Annotated in this window: 15 protein-coding genes; 8 read left to right on the top strand and 7 right to left on the bottom strand. The window is 64.3% G+C overall.

Going from position 1 to position 15,852, the window contains the following annotated elements; translation table 11 throughout:
- Positions 1–61 precede the first annotated feature (61 nt).
- Positions 62–799, bottom strand: a complete 738-nt coding sequence (locus ACT6VE_RS11770; RefSeq protein ID WP_444798795.1) for a helix-turn-helix transcriptional regulator — start codon at positions 797–799, stop codon at positions 62–64.
- Between the two features lie 266 nt (positions 800–1,065).
- Complete coding sequence (locus ACT6VE_RS11765) at positions 1,066–1,854, bottom strand: IclR family transcriptional regulator (protein WP_444798794.1); 789 nt, start codon at positions 1,852–1,854, stop codon at positions 1,066–1,068.
- Between the two features lie 104 nt (positions 1,855–1,958).
- On the opposite strand from ACT6VE_RS11765, the gene ACT6VE_RS11760 reads away from it, so the two are divergent.
- The 5 genes from ACT6VE_RS11760 (at position 1,959) to ACT6VE_RS11740 (ending at position 6,047) form a co-directional block, all read left to right on the top strand.
- Complete coding sequence (locus ACT6VE_RS11760) at positions 1,959–2,720, top strand: SDR family NAD(P)-dependent oxidoreductase (RefSeq protein WP_444798793.1); 762 nt, start codon at positions 1,959–1,961, stop codon at positions 2,718–2,720.
- Positions 2,720–3,649, top strand: a complete 930-nt coding sequence (locus ACT6VE_RS11755) for a 2-dehydro-3-deoxygalactonokinase (RefSeq protein WP_444798792.1) — start codon at positions 2,720–2,722, stop codon at positions 3,647–3,649. The genes ACT6VE_RS11760 and ACT6VE_RS11755 overlap by 1 nt, the downstream gene beginning before the upstream one ends.
- 13 nt (positions 3,650–3,662) lie before the next feature.
- On the top strand, positions 3,663–4,301 hold the full coding sequence (locus tag ACT6VE_RS11750; protein ID WP_444798791.1) for a 2-dehydro-3-deoxy-6-phosphogalactonate aldolase: 639 nt from the start codon (positions 3,663–3,665) through the stop codon (positions 4,299–4,301).
- On the top strand, positions 4,298–5,182 hold the full coding sequence (locus tag ACT6VE_RS11745; RefSeq protein ID WP_444798790.1) for an SMP-30/gluconolactonase/LRE family protein: 885 nt from the start codon (positions 4,298–4,300) through the stop codon (positions 5,180–5,182). Before ACT6VE_RS11750 ends, ACT6VE_RS11745 begins: the two co-directional genes overlap by 4 nt.
- 187 nt (positions 5,183–5,369) lie before the next feature.
- Positions 5,370–6,047, top strand: a complete 678-nt coding sequence (locus ACT6VE_RS11740; protein WP_444798789.1) for a PRC-barrel domain-containing protein — start codon at positions 5,370–5,372, stop codon at positions 6,045–6,047.
- Positions 6,048–6,126: 79 nt separating this feature from the next.
- On the opposite strand, the gene ACT6VE_RS11735 is transcribed toward ACT6VE_RS11740, so the two are convergent.
- Positions 6,127–7,668, bottom strand: a complete 1,542-nt coding sequence (locus tag ACT6VE_RS11735; RefSeq protein ID WP_444798788.1) for a trimethylamine methyltransferase family protein — start codon at positions 7,666–7,668, stop codon at positions 6,127–6,129.
- A gap of 88 nt (positions 7,669–7,756) precedes the next feature.
- Between ACT6VE_RS11735 and ACT6VE_RS11730 the strand changes: the two genes are divergently transcribed.
- Positions 7,757–8,683 carry a LysR substrate-binding domain-containing protein gene (locus ACT6VE_RS11730; RefSeq protein ID WP_444798787.1) on the top strand — a complete coding sequence of 309 codons (927 nt, stop codon included), beginning with the start codon at positions 7,757–7,759 and terminating at the stop codon, positions 8,681–8,683.
- 3 nt (positions 8,684–8,686) lie between these two features.
- Here the strand turns inward: ACT6VE_RS11730 and ACT6VE_RS11725 are convergent, their stop codons facing one another.
- The 3 genes from ACT6VE_RS11725 to ACT6VE_RS11715 form a co-directional block, all read right to left on the bottom strand.
- Complete coding sequence (locus ACT6VE_RS11725) at positions 8,687–9,022, bottom strand: PilZ domain-containing protein (protein WP_444798786.1); 336 nt, start codon at positions 9,020–9,022, stop codon at positions 8,687–8,689.
- Between the two features lie 114 nt (positions 9,023–9,136).
- The gene (locus tag ACT6VE_RS11720; RefSeq protein ID WP_444798785.1) at positions 9,137–10,495 is read right to left on the bottom strand and encodes a putative bifunctional diguanylate cyclase/phosphodiesterase; all 1,359 of its coding nucleotides are present in this window, start codon (positions 10,493–10,495) and stop codon (positions 9,137–9,139) included.
- A 140-nt stretch (positions 10,496–10,635) separates the two neighbouring features.
- Entirely contained in the window at positions 10,636–12,375 is a 1,740-nt protein-coding gene (locus tag ACT6VE_RS11715; RefSeq protein WP_444798784.1) for a response regulator, read from the bottom strand.
- 266 nt (positions 12,376–12,641) lie between these two features.
- Here ACT6VE_RS11715 and mutL point away from each other — a divergent pair, with 266 nt between their 5' ends.
- Both mutL and ACT6VE_RS11705 read left to right on the top strand, forming a co-directional pair.
- A complete protein-coding gene (gene mutL / locus ACT6VE_RS11710; RefSeq protein ID WP_444798783.1) occupies positions 12,642–14,441 on the top strand; it encodes a DNA mismatch repair endonuclease MutL in 1,800 nt (599 codons plus the stop codon).
- Positions 14,442–14,523: 82 nt separating this feature from the next.
- Entirely contained in the window at positions 14,524–14,754 is a 231-nt protein-coding gene (locus ACT6VE_RS11705; protein WP_444798782.1) for a DUF2093 domain-containing protein, read from the top strand.
- Here ACT6VE_RS11705 and lpxK read toward each other — a convergent pair.
- Entirely contained in the window at positions 14,751–15,797 is a 1,047-nt protein-coding gene (gene lpxK / locus ACT6VE_RS11700; protein ID WP_444798781.1) for a tetraacyldisaccharide 4'-kinase, read from the bottom strand. The genes ACT6VE_RS11705 and lpxK overlap by 4 nt on opposite strands.
- Between the last annotated feature and the right edge of the window lie 55 nt (positions 15,798–15,852).

Below are 15,852 nucleotides of genomic sequence, written 5' to 3'. Positions count from 1 at the left end.
GCCTTGGGCAATTGGAGCGGCACTGCGCGCATTCCAGAAAGTCGCAAGGTTCTTTTATACATCAGTTCAAAAGTCCGGCACGAATCGCCTTGACGACCGCCTGGACCCGGTTGACTGCATCAAGCTTGCGCGTCGCCCGGTTGAGATAATGATTGACCGTATATTCCGACAGACCAAGAATTTCAGACATTTCAACGCTCGTCTTGCCGGCCGATGCCCAGGACAGGCACTCGGTCTCGCGGCGCGAAAGCGTAACATTCTGCCGGCGGCCGGCACGCAGATCCACCACCTCGGTGAAGATGTGGTTGGCAAGCGCGTTGAGTTCCGCCATCTCGCGCGGATTGAGCGCTTCGCGTGTGCCGCCGAAGGCGAGCGCGCCGCGTAGACCTGCCGAATTGTGCGCCGGGAAATAGGCCCCGCGCGACAGGCCGTGCCGGTCGAACAGGCTCGCCGCGATCGTCGCCTTGCCATCGGCCCGGCGGCGGTTCGTGCGGTCCGCATCATAGGTGAAGGGGTTTGTGCTCTGGCGCAGGCGCCCGATGACGGGACTGCCGAAGATCAGGCCGGCGTCGTCATAGGTTTCAAGCATCTCATCCGGCCAGGAGGTCAGAAGGACGTTGGACGAGAAATCGGTCGAGGTTTCGGACGGAATGTTGATCAGCAGATAGCCGCGCAGGCCGAAACGCTTGACGATGCCGCTCAGCATCTCGGCAACATCTTCCTCCGACCCCAGGGCCGACGGGGTTGTTCCCCACCGATGCTGGAATTGTGCAGACGTCGTATGGAATCGATCCGCCATATCCCTATCTTCCTTCAGCACGCACGCAACCGTGCGGCAAAATAACCTGCCGACACAATGCACTGCTTGCCTCAGGAACCCCCGTATCCCAATGCAAGTATGTTCGATGAACCGCGTCTCAAGACCGCGGAAAGCGACGCAACTCAAGAGCTGGTCGTGACGGAAGCTACTGATGCCCCTTTCCCACGTCCAGCGCGATTTTCTAATTTACCGTAAAATGGGGCAAGAAGACAACCACGCGATCACTTACGTACCTCATTATCACCTTATCGTTGCGGACCGAGCCGCGCGGCGAGTTCCGCCATGATGGCGCCGGCCGCGTGGCGGACGCGCGGCGCCCAGTCGACAAGCTCTGTTTGTCCAACGCGATAGGCCGGTCCCGTCACGGAAACGCCCGCGACAAGCGACCGTCCGGCATCGAAAACCGGGGCGGCGACACAGCGTATGCCAGGTTCGTGTTCTTCCCGGTCAAATGCGATGCCGCTTTGGCGAATCTCCGCCAGTTCGGCGAGGAGTTGGGCTCGCCCGGTGATCGTCTGGGGCGTGAAGCGGCGGAATTCAGTCACCGACAGAACCGCCTCCAAGGCCTCGGAATCGAGCACGGAGAGTGCGGCCTTGCCGACGCCCGTGCAATAGGCGGGCGAGGCATTGCCGACCTGCGAATTCATGCGCACCGCCTGGCGGCTCTCCACCTTGTCGAGATAGATGATTTCCCGCCCGCGCAGCACGCCGAGATGCACGGTCTCGCCGGTTTCCCGGTGCAGGGCGTCGAGAAAGGGGGCCGCGACGGCACGGAATTCGTTGCGCGCCCAGCTGGCAGAGGCGAGCTTGAGAAGGCGCAGGCCCGGCATATAGGCGTGGTCGGGGCGCAACTCCAGAAGCCCTTCCTGCACCAGGTGGGACAGCTGGCGATGCAGCGTGCCGCGCGGCTGGCTGCTGACGGCAAGCACGTCGGTGAAGCGCATTGGCCGGTCGGCGAGCGCCACCGTCTCCAGCACGTCCATCGCCTTGCCGAGCGTGCCGGTGCCTGCACCGGTTTCGTTTGCCGTCGTCATTGTCGCAGCCCCGCTGATCCCTTGACACTCCGGCACAGTAGCGGAATAATTCCGAATAATCAAACTCAGTTCCAAATAATGGAATTCATATCGGGAGAACAGCGATGACGGGTCGCTATCCGGACCTCGCAGGACAGGGCGTGATCATCACCGGCGGTGGCTCGGGCATCGGGGCGGCGCTGGTGGCGGGTTTCGCAGCTGAAGGCGCACGCGTCGCCTTCCTCGACATTGCCGAGGCGGAGAGCCGCACGCTGGTTTCCGAACTGGACGGCAAGGTCGAACATCTTCCGCTCTTCATAGGCACGGACCTGCGCGACATCGCGGCATTGCGGATAGCCATCGAGACAGCGGCGGCTGCGCTCGGCGGCATTCGCGTGCTCGTCAACAATGCGGCGCGCGACGACCGCCACGATCTCGAAACCGTCGAACCCGACTATTGGGACGAGAACCAGGCGGTGAACCTGCGCCACCACTTCTTCGCCGCCCAGGCGGTCGCGCCGCATATGCGCAAGGGCGGCGGTGGCGCGATCGTCAACTTCTCTTCCATCGCCTTCCTGCTCAACATGGGCGAGTTGCCCGGCTATGCGACGGCCAAGGCCGGCATCATCGGCCTCACCAAGTCGCTCGCCGGCAGGCTCGGCCCGGACAGGATCCGCGTCAACGCCATCCTGCCCGGCATGGTGCTGACGGAGCGACAAAAGCGCCTGTGGATCGACGACGACGCCAAGGCCAGCGGCATCGACCGCCAGTGCCTGAAGCGCTCGCTGCTGGCCGAGGACATGGTCGGCCCTACCCTCTTCCTGGCGTCGGATGCTGCCGCCGCCATCACCGCCCAATCACTCATCGTCGATGGAGGCATGCTCTGATGACCAACCCCGCCCCCGAACCCGCCTATGTCGCGGTCGACTGGGGAACCTCCAGCTTCCGCCTCTGGCTCATCGGCAAGGATGGCAGCGTCATCGCCGAACGTCGCAGCGGCGAAGGCATGACCACTGCCGCGCGCACCGGCTTTGCCGAGGTGCTGGCAAGCCATCTTGCCGCAGTTTCCGCGCCCGACGGCCTGCCCGTGCTGGTCTGCGGCATGGCCGGCGCCAAGCAGGGCTGGATCGAGGCCGGCTATATCGACACGCCCGCAGCCCTTGCCGACATCCCGGCCGCGGCCGTGCGCATTCCCGGTGTCGCGGCGGATATCCGCATCCTGCCCGGCCTTGCCCAGCGCGATGCGGCCGCGCCCGATGTCATGCGCGGCGAGGAAACCCAGCTTCTCGGTGCCGCCGGCGCGCTCGGCGATGGCGACCACCTCGTCTGCATGCCAGGCACGCACAGCAAATGGGTTCGCCTGTCCGGCGGCAAGGTTCTGGGCTTCTCCACCTTCATGACCGGCGAACTGTTCGAGGCCATCGCGAAAAACACGATCCTCAGCCATGCCATCGCCGAGGCCGGTGCGATTTCCGGCGGGACCGCAGCCTTCCGCGCGGCCGTAGCGCGCATGGTCGCCAATCCGGCGCTCGCGACGAGCCAGCTGTTTTCCGTACGGGCCGGATCGCTGATTGCCGGGCTTTCACCCGAAGATGCCAAGGCGCGGCTCTCGGGCACACTGATCGGGCTGGAAATTGCCGGGGCGCTTTCGCTGGTTGCGGAAGGCACGCCCGTGACGCTGGTCGTCTCGGGCGGGCTCGGCGACCTTTACAGCGAGGCGCTGGCCGCCGCCGGCCTCTCCCCCTCTATCATCGACGCTGATACCGCCGTGCGAAACGGCCTAGCCGCAGGCGCCAAGGCGCTCTGGTCCCTCTGAGAAAGCAAACACCATGAACCGCATTCCCTTTCCCCCGATGAAATATCCGCTGATCGCCATCCTGCGCGGCCTGAAGCCGAGCGAAACCGAAGGTGTCGTCGACGCGCTGATCGAAAGCGGCTTTACGGCAATCGAAATCCCGCTGAATTCACCGGAGCCGTTCAAGTCCATCGAGACCGCCGTGAAGATGGCGCCTGATGGCTGCCTGATCGGCGCCGGCACCGTTCTGACCGTGGAAGACGTCAATCGCCTTGCCGATGTCGGCGGACGGCTGATGGTGAGCCCGAATGTCGAACCGGACGTCATCTCCACCGCTGCCGCCAAGGGGATGGTGACGATGCCCGGCGTCTTCACCCCGACCGAGGCGCTGGCCGCCGCCAGCGCTGGCGCGACGGGCCTCAAATTCTTCCCGGCCAGCGTGCTCGGCCCGGCCGGCATCCAGGCGATCCGCGCCGTGCTGCCGGCGGAACTGGAGATTGCCGCCGTCGGCGGCGTGTCGGAGAAGAATTTTGCCGACTATGCCGCCATCGGCCTGCGCAGCTTCGGCCTCGGCTCCAGCCTCTACAAGATGGGCATGGCTGCCGATGAGGTGCGTGCGCGCGCCAAAACCACCCTCGAAGCCTATGATGCCGTCTATGGAGCGGGCCAATGACCGAGACGCATTCCTTCACCGGTCGCGTTCTGAGCGATATCGCCTGCCAGCTCGGCGAGGGGCCGACCTATGATCCTGCGACCGGCAAGGCCTTCTGGTTCGATATCCGCGGCCAGAAGCTGCATGAGCTGCACCTTTCGAGCATGACGAAAACCCAACACGACCTGCCCTTCCTCGGCAGCGTGCTCGCCGTCATCGATGCGGAGCGCCAGTTGATTGTCTCCGACCAGGGGCTGTTCATCCGCCAGGTCGCCGACGGCCGGCTGACGCCCTTCGTAAAACTGGAAGACAAGGCGCAGAACCGCTCCAACGACGGCCGCGTCCACCCGTCCGGCGCGCTCTGGGCGAGTACGATGGGGCGCAAGGCGGAAAAGCATTCGGGCACGATCTACCACGTCGCAGGCGACCGGGTGACGGTGCTCTACTCCAACATCACCATCCCGAACGGCATCTGCTTTTCGCCGGATGGCAGCACCGGCTACTTCACCGATACTGACGTAAACCATCTGATGCGGGTCGCGCTCGACCCGAAGACAGGCCTCCCCACCGGCGCACCGGAAGTGCTCAGCGACGAGAGCGTCACGCCGGGTGGCGTCGATGGTGCGGTCTGCGATGCCGATGGCCTCATCTGGAATGCGCGCTGGGGCTCGAGCGCCGTCGACGTCTATAGACCGGATGGTACGAAGATCGCGCGCTATCTGGTGCCGGCTTCGCAGGCGAGCTGCCCGGCCTTCATCGGCGAAAAGGCCGACCGGCTGCTGGTGACGTCCGCCTGGCAGGATCTGGAGGCGGAAGGGCACCTTGCCGATCCGCATGCCGGCCAGACCTTCGAGCTGGGCATATCGGTCAAGGGACGTTTCGAGCCGAAATTCCGGCTTTAGGCGCCCGTCCAGCGGGCATTTTGCCAGCAGAGCCACGTCAAAAAAGCATGGCGGCAACGAAAAAGAAGGCAATTTTCATCGGAACCAAAGCCGGGTGTCGCCGTTCCTTGTCCATCAACCGGTGTGGACGGGCACTTCAAAACCTCCGCCGCGCCTTGATACCAACGAGACGAAAGGCAGGTTTCCAATGACCAACAAACTTCTTACCTCCGTTGCCGCTGGTGCAATTTTCCTTGGCGCGGCCCTTGCTCCGGCAGCCTATGCGCAGGACACCACCCAGCCGGCCGCCGGCGAAACCCAGACCATGGACAAGCCGGCAGTGATGCCGGGCGATGACGCAACGGGCACGACGCCCGGCGACACCGCCGCAAACCCGAGCACGACGCCGACCGAAGATACGGCTCAGACCCCGGCCACCACGCCGAGCGAAGACACCGCCCAGGCTCCGGCCGCCGGTGGTGACTATCTGACCGCCCAGTCGGACGAGCAGATCAGCGCCAACACCTATATCGGTCAGGCGGTCTACAACAGCGCCGATGAAAGCATCGGCAAGATCTCCGACCTGATCATGGAAAAGGACGGCGGTATCACCGCTGCTGTCGTCGGTGTCGGTGGCTTCCTGGGCATCGGTGAAAAGTGGGTCGCCGTTCCGTTCGAGAAGGTCTCGATCACGCAGACCCCGGATTCGGACGACGTCAAGCTGACGACGAGCGAAACCGCCGAAAGCCTGCAGGCTGCGCCGGAATTCAAGACCAAGTCGCAGCAGGTCGCCGAACGCCAGGCCACGACGCCGGTCGATACCTCGACCACCTCGTCGACGACAGATACGGGCACGGCTCCGGCCACGACCCAGCCGGTCGAATAAACCGGCGGGTACTTCTGACCTCCAGCCCGATGGCGTCCCTGCGCCATCGGGTTTTTCTTTGTTCGGAATCCGAAAAGCGTCAGTACCAGGCGTCGGCCATCGCGGCCTTCTTGCGATCCATGTAGTCGCAAAGCGCCTCGTCGATGGCGACATCGAGCGGCGGTGCTTCGTATTCGGCGAGCGTCTTCTTCCATTGCCGATTGGCGCGTGTCGCCATGTCGGTCGAGCCGCCCTCCTCGCTCCATTTCTCGAAGGGTTCGTTGTCGGAAAGCGTCGAGTCCCAGAAGGCGGTCTGGTAGTTGCGCATCGTGTGATCGCAGCCGAGAAAATGGCTGCCGGGGCCGACCTGCAGGAAGGCATCCATGGCGAGCGTGTTGTCGTCGACGACGACGCCGGCAAGATAGGAATGCAGCGCGCCGCAGAGATCCGCATCCATCACGAACTTCTCGTAGGACATGGCGAGCAGGCCATCGAGGAAGCCGGCCGAATGCAGGATGAAATTCGCGCCGCAATGCACGGCCGACAGCATCGACATCAGCCCTTCCTGCATCGCCTGCCCGTCCGGCAGCTTGGAGTTGGAAAAATTGCCGGCGCAGCGCAGCGGCAGCTTGAGGCGGCGGGCGAGCTGGCCGACGACCATGGAGCCGATGGCGGGTTCCGGCGTGCCGAAGGTCGGCGAGCCGGAGCGCAGCGACATGGAGGACAGGAAGTTGCCGAAGATGACCGGCGCACCCTTGCGCTCCAGCTGGGTCAGCGCGCAGCCGGCGAGCGTTTCGGCAAAGGACTGCGCGATGGCGCCGGCATTGGTGACGGGACCCATGGCGCCGCCGAGGATGAAGGGCACGATGACGGCGGCCTGGTTGGCGCGGGCATAGGCGCGCAGCGACTTCGTCATGGTGCCATCCCAGACGAGCGGCGAGTTGACGTTGACATTGCCGAGGATGACGCAGTTTTGGTCGACGAAGTCGGCACCGAACAGGATACGCGCCATGTCGATGGAATCCTCGGCGCGGTCTTCCGCCGTGATCGACCCCATGAAGGGGCGATCGGAATATTTCATATGGCTGTAGACCATGTCGAGGTGGCGCTTGTTCACCGGGACGTCGACCGGCTCGCAGATCGTGCCGCCGGAATGATGCAGCCAGGGGCTCGACTGGGCGAGCTTGATGAAGTTGCGAACATCCTCCAGCGTGCCGTAGCGCCGTCCCTTGTCGAGGTCCATGACGAAGGGCGAACCATAGGCGGGAGAAAAGACCACCTTGTTGCCGCCGATCTGCACATTGTTTGCGGGATTGCGGGCATATTGGGTGAATTCGGCGGGCGCGGAGGAGACGATCTCGCGCAGCATGCCCGGCTCGAAGCGGACCAGCACGCCATCGACCTTGGCGCCCGCGCGCTTCCAGTGGTCGAGCGTGGCCGGGTCGTCGCGAAACTCGATGCCGACTTCGGCAAGGATGCGATCCGCCACCCGCTCGATCTTCTGCAGATTTTCTTCCGAGAGCACGTCGTAGGTCGGGATGCCGCGCACGATATAGGGCACGCCGAGCGGCTTTGCCGCGTTGTCCCGCCGTGTGCCTCTGCTGCGCCGTACCGGCGCCTCGATCGTCGCTGCCTCGGCCATGCATTCCTCCATAATTTGGAGCGAGGCTAAGCGCGAAAAGGCCGGTTGTAACGCTGGAAAAATCTATTCGACACTATAAGCTGAGTTTATGGAAACGCTCCGCCGCCTGCTTCCCTCCGCCTCCAGCCTCATCATCTTCGAGGCCGCCGGACGGCACCAGAATTTTACCCGTGCCGCCAGCGAACTCGGCATGACGCAGGCTGCCGTCTCCTATGCGGTGCGCAATCTGGAGGAACAGCTGGGCGTGGCGCTCTTCCACCGCGTCCACCGCGCGGTGGAACTGACCGATGCGGGCGAGCGCTTCCACGTCGATGTGACGCTCGGCCTCTCGCGCATCCAGAAATCGGCGGAGGACATTCGCGCCAAGGGGCGCGAGGCAAATGTGACGCTCGCCGCCTCCACTGCCTTCGCCTCGATGTGGATGCTGCCGCGGCTTGCCAAGCTCCGGGCCGATCTGCCGGACATCGACCTTCGCATCCAGACCAGCGTGCGCGACCTCGATCTCGACGAAGAGCCGATCCCGCTCGGCATTCGCGGCGGCAATCCGGGGAAATGGCCGCGCTATCACGCCGCTCTCCTGGCACCGGAGGTGATCACCGCCGTGGCCAGCCCCGCCTTCGTGGAAAGCCGGGGGCATCCGGCAACGCCGGCGGAATTGTTGAAACTGCCGCTCATCCATCTGGAGGAGCCAGTGCGCTCGGCCTGCGACTGGCCGGAATGGTTTGCCAGCGCCGGCCTTCGCTATCCGGCACAGGCGCGGCGGCTCTCCATCAACGACTATGTGCTGGTGATCCAGGCGGTGCTGGCGGGGGAAGGTGTGGCACTCGGCTGGCAGCACCTGATCGAGCGGCAGGTGCGCTCCGGCGCACTCGTCACCGTCGGCGGCCATGTGCTGCGCATGGACGATGCCTTCTACGTCGTCTGGCCGCGGTCGCGCGAACTCAACGGCCCGGCACGGCGCGTGCGCGACTGGCTCGTCGAGGAAGGCCGGGTGGGCCGGACCGAGGAGCCCTGACCTCTAGCGGCGGAGGACCGGCCGCACTTCCTCGTGGAAGAAGCGGAAGTATGAGGTGATCTGCGCCAGCGCATTGGTCGACAGCTTGTACTGGATGCCAAGGCGGCCATTGCTGAGCCAGCGGATCGTGCCGCTGAGACGGCCCAGTTCCTCGCTCTCGATGGTTACCATCTGGCCGGGTATCGCCTGCACCGGCTTTTCCAGATCGAGCGCCATGCCGCTCGGCGACAGGTCGACCACCCGGCCGCGTGTCGATTGGTGCATGACGTGCACGGTGGCGAAAATCCGGACTCTTGAACGATCGGTCGTCCTGACGGGCATATCCTTGATGTTCGACATTCCTGGCTCCATCCCCTGAACCTCTTCTATGCAGTCACCATACCGGCGAGTGTTTGCAGTCCGGCTAAACCGAAACATGCAATTTTAGCGAACTGGTTTATTCAGGGACGATTTTCAGGCGGACGCGGCGCGGCCGTCGATGCTGACATAGCGGTCGGCGAGAAAACGCATGGTGGCGACGGCATCCGCCGGCTTGCCGTAGAAATAGCCCTGCCCCATGCCGCAGCCGAGCGCCTTGAGCTTCAGCGCCTCGGAGAAATCCTCGATGCCTTCCGCGACCACCGCAAGGTCCAGGCCCTCGCACATCGTGACAATCGCCTTGATGATATGTTCGGACGCCTTGTCGTTGGAGATGCGCGAGACGAAGGCGCGGTCGATCTTCACCTTGTCGAAGGTGAAATCGCGAAGGCGTCCCAGGCTCGACTGGCCGGTGCCGAAATCATCGAGCGAGATGCGCACGCCGGCGCCACGCAACTCGCCGACGATCTTCTGCGCGGTGTCCGCGTCTGTCATCATCGCCGTTTCGGTGATTTCGAGTTCCAGCCGGCGCGGATCGAGACCGACGCGGTTAAGAATGGCCAGCGTGTTGAAGGCCGTCTTCGGGTCCATCAACTGGGCGGATGAAAGATTGAACGAGAGGAAAAGTTCCTTCGGCCAGGACAAGGCGGTTTCGGCGGCCTTGCGCAGCAAGGTGTCCGACAGCGCATCGATGAAACCACGCTCTTCGGCAAGCGGCACGAAGACGGCGGGCGAGACGTAGCCGAGGTCCGCGTCGCACCAGCGCGCGAGCGCCTCGAAACCGAGCACCGTATCGTCACGCAGGCTGACGATCGGCTGGAAATGCACGTCCACTTCGTTGGCGATGATGGCATTGCGCAGCGCCTGTTCGAGCTGCGTCGCGCGCTTCATCTCCTGGGCGATTTCCTGCGAATAGACGGTGATCTGGCCACGGCCGCGACGCTTCGAACGGTAGAGCGCGGTATCGGCGCTCTTCAGAAGCTCCGTGAAATCCTCCCCGGCAAAGGGATAGATGGCAAAGCCGAAGGAGGCGGAAAGCCGCACATTGCGATCGCCGAGATCGAACGGCGCCGACAGCACCTCGCGCAGCATCTGGCCGATCTTTTCCGCGCCCTTGCGCTCGAAGACCAGCGGCAGCACGAAGGCGAACTCGTCGCCGCCGTGGCGGGTAACGGTTGCGCCGTCCGGGATGCAGGCCTTCAGGCGGTGGGCGACCTGGCAGAGGATCTCGTCGCCGGCACGCGGGCCAAAAAGGTCGTTGATCGGTTTGAAGCCGTCGAGATTGGCCATGCCGATGGCGAAGGGGGCCGGGTCCTCCTCGCGCTCCTTGGCGATCTGGCGCACCTTGTCGCGCAGCCGGTAAAGGTTGCCGAGCCCGGTCAACGGGTCGGTATAAGCCATGGCATGGAGGTCAGTCTGGGAAACATCCAGCGCCGCGTGTTCAGCAGACTTCATCAATGATTTCCCGTACTTGCGCCCGATCTCCGCCGACCGATCCACGATGGGGCATGATCGTTAACAAATGCATAGCAAGCGATCCTCAGTCCTCCCCACGTGCCTCCCCATTTCTGGGGAGTTGACCGCCCCTTTTCAACTTACGCGACTATCTTCTCCGGTTTGGCGGCGGCATAGCGCCGATAGATGGCCTCGATCATGTCCGGGCTCACCGGCTTGGTGATGTAGTCGTCCATGCCCGCATCCATGCAGTTCTGCATGTCGACATTGAGCGCCTGGGCGGTAACGGCGACGATTGGCGTGCGGGTGCCCGTCAGTTTCTCCGCCTCGCGGATTTCCATCGCGGCATCGATGCCGTTCATGACGGGCATGGAAATATCCATCAGCACGAGGCGCGGCAGGTGCTTGCGCCATAACATGACCGCCTCCTCGCCATTCTCGGCGATACGGTGCGAAATGCCCATGCCTTCGAGAATCTGCGAGAAAACGAACTGGTTGATCTGATTGTCCTCGGCGACCAGGACCTCGATGTCGCCGACGGCGGCCGGCAGCATGGTCGAGATGTCGGTGGCGATGTACCAGTCGTCGGAAAACGAGGCGGGCGTGATGATGTCGCCGAGCGGCGAGCCGTCTTCCGACAACAGCTCATGCTCTTCGACGAGCGCGCGCATGAAATCCGGGCCGATGCCGTCGGGGCTGATCAGCCGCGTGGCGATGCCGCGGCCGTTCTCCAAGATGGCGCCGTGGCCTGACATGTTGTCGTCGATGACGAGGAGATCGATCGTCAGCCCCTGCCTTGCGGCAAGGGCAAGAAAGGCATCATATTCCCGCGCGCTGCTGACGGCGCAGCAATCGCTGCCACGTGCCTTGAATTCCGCAACAAGGATGTCCTCGATATGCGGATTGGGGGTGACGACGAGGATACGCTTGCCGGCGGCGAGCCTCAGTTCCTCGGGATTGAACTGGTCCAGCAACAGGCGGCGCTCCGCATCGCGCACGGGGTCGAAGCAGTTCTGTGCCTCCACGAAGCCGCCCGGTACGCGCAGCACCGCATCGTCGGCATCCGTCACGGCCCGTTCACCCGTCACGAAGGCCGTCACATCCTCCATGAGTGTCACCAGGGCATGGTGCCCCGGCGCGCCGATGCGGTACTTGCGGGTAATGGCGTAGAGATCAGACCCGTCAGCGCGGATGACATGTTCCGCAAGCGTATAGGGCTCGCCTGTCTCCAGCACGGCGCGGTCGCTGCTCTCGATACGCTCGGCGCTCTCGGCATCGGCAAGCGTCCAGATCGAGCGGCCGACAATGCTGTCGGCACTGGTGTCATAGATGGTGCAGAAAGCCTTGTTGGCGGCGATATAGGTGAGGTTGCGGTCCTTGATGACCACCGGCGACGGCAGGCTCTCCAGGATTGCCTCGGTCAGCGCGATACGCTCGAGATCGACGCGCCACTGCTCTTCCTGCTTCTTCTGCTCGGAAACGTCGACCAGCGTCGTGACATTGTAGCCGCTCGGCAGGCGGCGCTTGCGGAAATGGATCCAGCGGTCGCGGCCAAGCCGCTCGACGGCATCATGCTGTTCGCGCCAGTGCGCGGAGATGCGGGCGGAGATCCATTCCTCGCGGTTGACCGCCTTGTGACGCTGCTCCGGCGCTATGCCATAGCGCACGCCGCTGTCGAAGATCGCACCGAGCACGTCACGCAGCCGGGTGCCGGGCTTCAGCGTGTCGGGCGGGATCGGAAAGTAGCGCAGGACCTGGCGACTGGCGAAGACGAGGCAGTCGTTCTTGTCATAGACAATTACGGCGGCGGCGAGGATATCGCACGCGGCCTCAAACATTCCCAGCCGGATGTTCGCGTCAGGCGACGCTACATCATTCATTGTGGCAGTCCTCGCCTGTCTGGCATTCCCCGGAAACATGCTGATCGGTGCTCGTCGCACCTTGGACGTGAGGGAATGACAGCGGCCAGCGACGCTGAAATTTGTCCACCGGGAAACCGGCCGGCTCGTGTTCATACGAGCGTTCGGGCACGTTCGCAGCATTTTATTAAAGCCTGATTAAACGATTTCAGGCCGTTGCTGTGTACGATGCGGGATAAGGCAACTTGCCACTGGCAAGGCCCGGCCGAATCCGCGAAAATAGCACCATGACCATCAGGCAGCTTTCCGAGACCCTCATCAACCAGATTGCCGCCGGCGAAGTGATCGAACGGCCGGCGAGTGCCGCCAAGGAGCTGATCGAGAACGCGCTGGATGCCGGCGCGACGCGCATCGAGATCGCGACCGCCGGCGGCGGCAAGACGCTCTTGCGCATCACCGACAATGGCAGCGGCATGGCGCCCGCCGATCTGGAACTGGCGATCCGCCGGCACTGCACCTCCAAGCTCGACAAAGACCTCCTCGATATCCGCACGCTCGGCTTCCGCGGCGAGGCCCTGCCCTCGATCGGCTCCGTCGCGAAACTCTCGCTGCTCAGCCGTACCGCCGATGCCAGTGAAGGGGCGGAAATCACCGTGGCGGGCGGCAAGGTGGTGCCGGTGCGCCCCGCCGCCGCCAACCGCGGCACTGTCGTCGAGGTGCGCGACCTGTTCTTCGCAACACCGGCGCGGCTGAAATTCCTGAAGAGCGAGAAGGCGGAGGCGTCGGCGATTTCCGACGTGGTGCGCCGCATGGCGATCGCCTTCCCGCATGTGCGTTTCGTGCTGTCGGGTTCCGACCGCACGACGCTGGAGTTTCCGGCGACCGGCACGGATCGGCTCGCCCGCATCGCCCAGGTGCTCGGCCGCGATTTCCGCGACAATGCCATCGAGATCGATGCGGCGCGCGAGGGCGTGCGGCTCACCGGCTTTGCCGGCGTGCCGACCTTCAACCGCGGCAACAGCCTCAACCAGTTCGCCTTCGTCAACGGCCGCCCGGTGCAGGACAAGCTGGTCTGGACGGCATTACGCGCCGCCTATGCCGAAACGATCCCGCATGGCCGCTATCCCGTGGCGGTGCTGGCGATCGACATCGACCCGGCGCTGGTCGACGTCAACGTGCATCCGGCCAAATCCGACGTGCGCTTCCGCGACCCGGGGCTGGTGCGTGGCCTGATCATCGGCGCGATCCGCGAGGCGCTCGCTCGCGAGGGCGACCGCGCTGCAACCACGGGCGCTAGCGGCCTGATGCGCGCCTTCCGGCCCGAAGCGCCCCAACCCACAGCACCCTGGACAGCGTCCGCCTCACCCTACCGCCCCTTCGAGGCTACCGCCTCCCCGGTCCCACTTCGGGAACGGCAGGCGGGTTTTGCGGAATTTGCAACGCCGTCGGCGCGCAGCGAGCCCGCTTTCACGCCTTCCACCGCTCGCGAGGAAGAACAGCCGCAACGCCATCCGCTCGGCGCGGCGCGCGCGCAACTGCACGAAAACTACATCGTCGCGCAGACCGAGGATGGGCTGGTGATCGTCGACCAGCACGCGGCGCACGAGCGCCTGGTTTTCGAAGCGATGCGCAATGCCCTGCATTCCCGTTCCGTGCCGGCGCAGGTGCTGCTCATTCCCGAGATCGTCGACCTGCCGGAGGATGATTGCGACCGACTCGTCTCGCATGCCGAGGAATTCGCAAAGCTCGGCCTCGGCATCGAGCGCTTCGGCCCCGGCGCGGTCGCGGTGCGCGAGACCCCCGCCATGCTCGGCGAGATGGACGCGAGCGGCCTCATCCGGCAGCTTGCCGATGAACTGGCGGAATGGGACACGGCGAGCGGCCTCAAGGCCAAGCTCGAATACCTCGCCGCCACCATGGCCTGCCACGGCTCTGTGCGCTCCGGCCGGCGCATGCGGCCGGAAGAGATGAACGCATTGCTGCGCCAGATGGAGGCGACCCCCGGCTCCGGCCAGTGCAACCATGGACGGCCGACCTATATCGAACTGAAGCTTTCGGACATCGAACGGTTGTTCGGACGCAGCTGACAACAGCGAAAATGCTGGAAATTTCACCCTTGCCGCGATATGGCAGCATGACGACCAGATGACACGGATATTGAGATCGATGATGAACCGTCTTGAAGGACGCGGCAACCGCGAAGCGAAGATCCGCTATCTCGACGGCGATTTCCAGATCCTGATGCCTGGCTCGCACGTCACCTGCGCGATGACCGGCGAGACGATCCCGGTCGACGAGTTGCGCTATTGGAGCGTCGCGCGGCAGGAAGCCTATGTCAGCTGCGCCGCCTCACTGGACGCGGAGAAACGCGCCGGCGCACTGCCCAACCAGAAGCGCTAGGCCTTACCCGCACCCGACGTCTTCAATTTCCGCCGCCTTGCATTCGCGATCGCCGCGTCGATGATCGCGTCCGGTCCCTTCGGGTCATCGAAGCGGATTTCCACCTCGATCACCCGGCTTTTCTCCTTCAGCTCCTCCGAACGGCCGTGCCCGCCGGCAAGGCGCACACTGTCCTTGGATGTCGTGACGAGCTGGTAGCTGAGCCCTTCGGCGTGGTCGAGGATTTCCTCCACCTCGTCGTCGCTCAGGTAGTGGTGGTCGGGGAAGCTGCGGGTCACGTAGAGATGCGCGCCGGTCTCGTTGACGGTGCGAAAGAATTTTTCGTTGTCGGCAATGCCCGACCAGGCCATGACGACCTGCCCCTCCAGATCCTCCGCACCGACGGTGACGAGCGTGGCGGAGTGGACCGCCTTGCCGGCACGCGCCGCCTGGCGGATCAGCCGGTCGGCCGCGTTGCCATCGCCGATCGCCAGAAGCGCGCTCGCCTGGCGCATCTGTTCGGCAATCGGCGCGCGCACCGGCCCGCTCGGCACGAGGTGGCCGTTGCCGATGCCGCGACGGGTGTCGATGACCAGCAGCGCATAATCGAAGGTCAGTTGCGCGCTCTGGAAGCCGTCATCCATGATGATGAGGTCGGCGCCCTCCTCCACCAGCTTTTTCGCACCTTTGATCCGCTTGCGGGCAATGACCGTCAACGCCTCGCGGGCAAGCAGCAGCGGCTCGTCCCCGACGGCGCGGGCATAGTGGTGGGGTGGATCGACGACGGTGGTCACGTCGAGCGAACCGCCGTAACCACGCGAGAGAAAACCGGGTTTGAGGCCGCGCGCCTTGGCCGCACGGGCAATGGCGATCGCCGTCGGCGTCTTGCCGGCACCGCCGACGGTGAAGTTGCCGACGCAGATGACCGGGACCGGCACTTCCCCGCGCCGCTTCTTGCGCATGCGCTGGCCGGCGACCAGGCCATAGAGGCGCGAGACGGGCCAGAGCGCATAGGCCCGCCAGTCCGGTTTCGTCCACCAGAAAGGCGGTGCTTCACTTACCATGCGGCTCCCCAGCGGGCCTTCTGCCCGGTCATTGCGTCAAGAAACGCGAGAAGGC

It is taken from the genome of Shinella sp., assembly GCF_052438155.1.
In the GTDB taxonomy this organism is placed as follows: Bacteria; Pseudomonadota; Alphaproteobacteria; order Rhizobiales; family Rhizobiaceae; genus Shinella.
Note: the sequence above shows the minus strand (reverse complement) of the source record. Positions and strands in the feature narration are given on the sequence as shown.

What these genes read in the sequence shown, in the direction of transcription:
- ACT6VE_RS11770 (WP_444798795.1), bottom strand. Translation starts at nt 799, where the DNA reads ATGGCGGATCGATTCCATACGACGTCTGCACAATTCCAGCATCGGTGG.
- ACT6VE_RS11765 (WP_444798794.1), bottom strand. Translation starts at nt 1,854, where the DNA reads ATGACGACGGCAAACGAAACCGGTGCAGGCACCGGCACGCTCGGCAAG.
- ACT6VE_RS11760 (WP_444798793.1), top strand. Translation starts at nt 1,959, where the DNA reads ATGACGGGTCGCTATCCGGACCTCGCAGGACAGGGCGTGATCATCACC.
- ACT6VE_RS11755 (WP_444798792.1), top strand. Translation starts at nt 2,720, where the DNA reads ATGACCAACCCCGCCCCCGAACCCGCCTATGTCGCGGTCGACTGGGGA.
- ACT6VE_RS11750 (WP_444798791.1), top strand. Translation starts at nt 3,663, where the DNA reads ATGAACCGCATTCCCTTTCCCCCGATGAAATATCCGCTGATCGCCATC.
- ACT6VE_RS11745 (WP_444798790.1), top strand. Translation starts at nt 4,298, where the DNA reads ATGACCGAGACGCATTCCTTCACCGGTCGCGTTCTGAGCGATATCGCC.
- ACT6VE_RS11740 (WP_444798789.1), top strand. Translation starts at nt 5,370, where the DNA reads ATGACCAACAAACTTCTTACCTCCGTTGCCGCTGGTGCAATTTTCCTT.
- ACT6VE_RS11735 (WP_444798788.1), bottom strand. Translation starts at nt 7,668, where the DNA reads ATGGCCGAGGCAGCGACGATCGAGGCGCCGGTACGGCGCAGCAGAGGC.
- ACT6VE_RS11730 (WP_444798787.1), top strand. Translation starts at nt 7,757, where the DNA reads ATGGAAACGCTCCGCCGCCTGCTTCCCTCCGCCTCCAGCCTCATCATC.
- ACT6VE_RS11725 (WP_444798786.1), bottom strand. Translation starts at nt 9,022, where the DNA reads ATGTCGAACATCAAGGATATGCCCGTCAGGACGACCGATCGTTCAAGA.
- ACT6VE_RS11720 (WP_444798785.1), bottom strand. Translation starts at nt 10,495, where the DNA reads ATGAAGTCTGCTGAACACGCGGCGCTGGATGTTTCCCAGACTGACCTC.
- ACT6VE_RS11715 (WP_444798784.1), bottom strand. Translation starts at nt 12,375, where the DNA reads ATGAATGATGTAGCGTCGCCTGACGCGAACATCCGGCTGGGAATGTTT.
- mutL (WP_444798783.1), top strand. Translation starts at nt 12,642, where the DNA reads ATGACCATCAGGCAGCTTTCCGAGACCCTCATCAACCAGATTGCCGCC.
- ACT6VE_RS11705 (WP_444798782.1), top strand. Translation starts at nt 14,524, where the DNA reads ATGAACCGTCTTGAAGGACGCGGCAACCGCGAAGCGAAGATCCGCTAT.
- lpxK (WP_444798781.1), bottom strand. Translation starts at nt 15,797, where the DNA reads ATGGTAAGTGAAGCACCGCCTTTCTGGTGGACGAAACCGGACTGGCGG.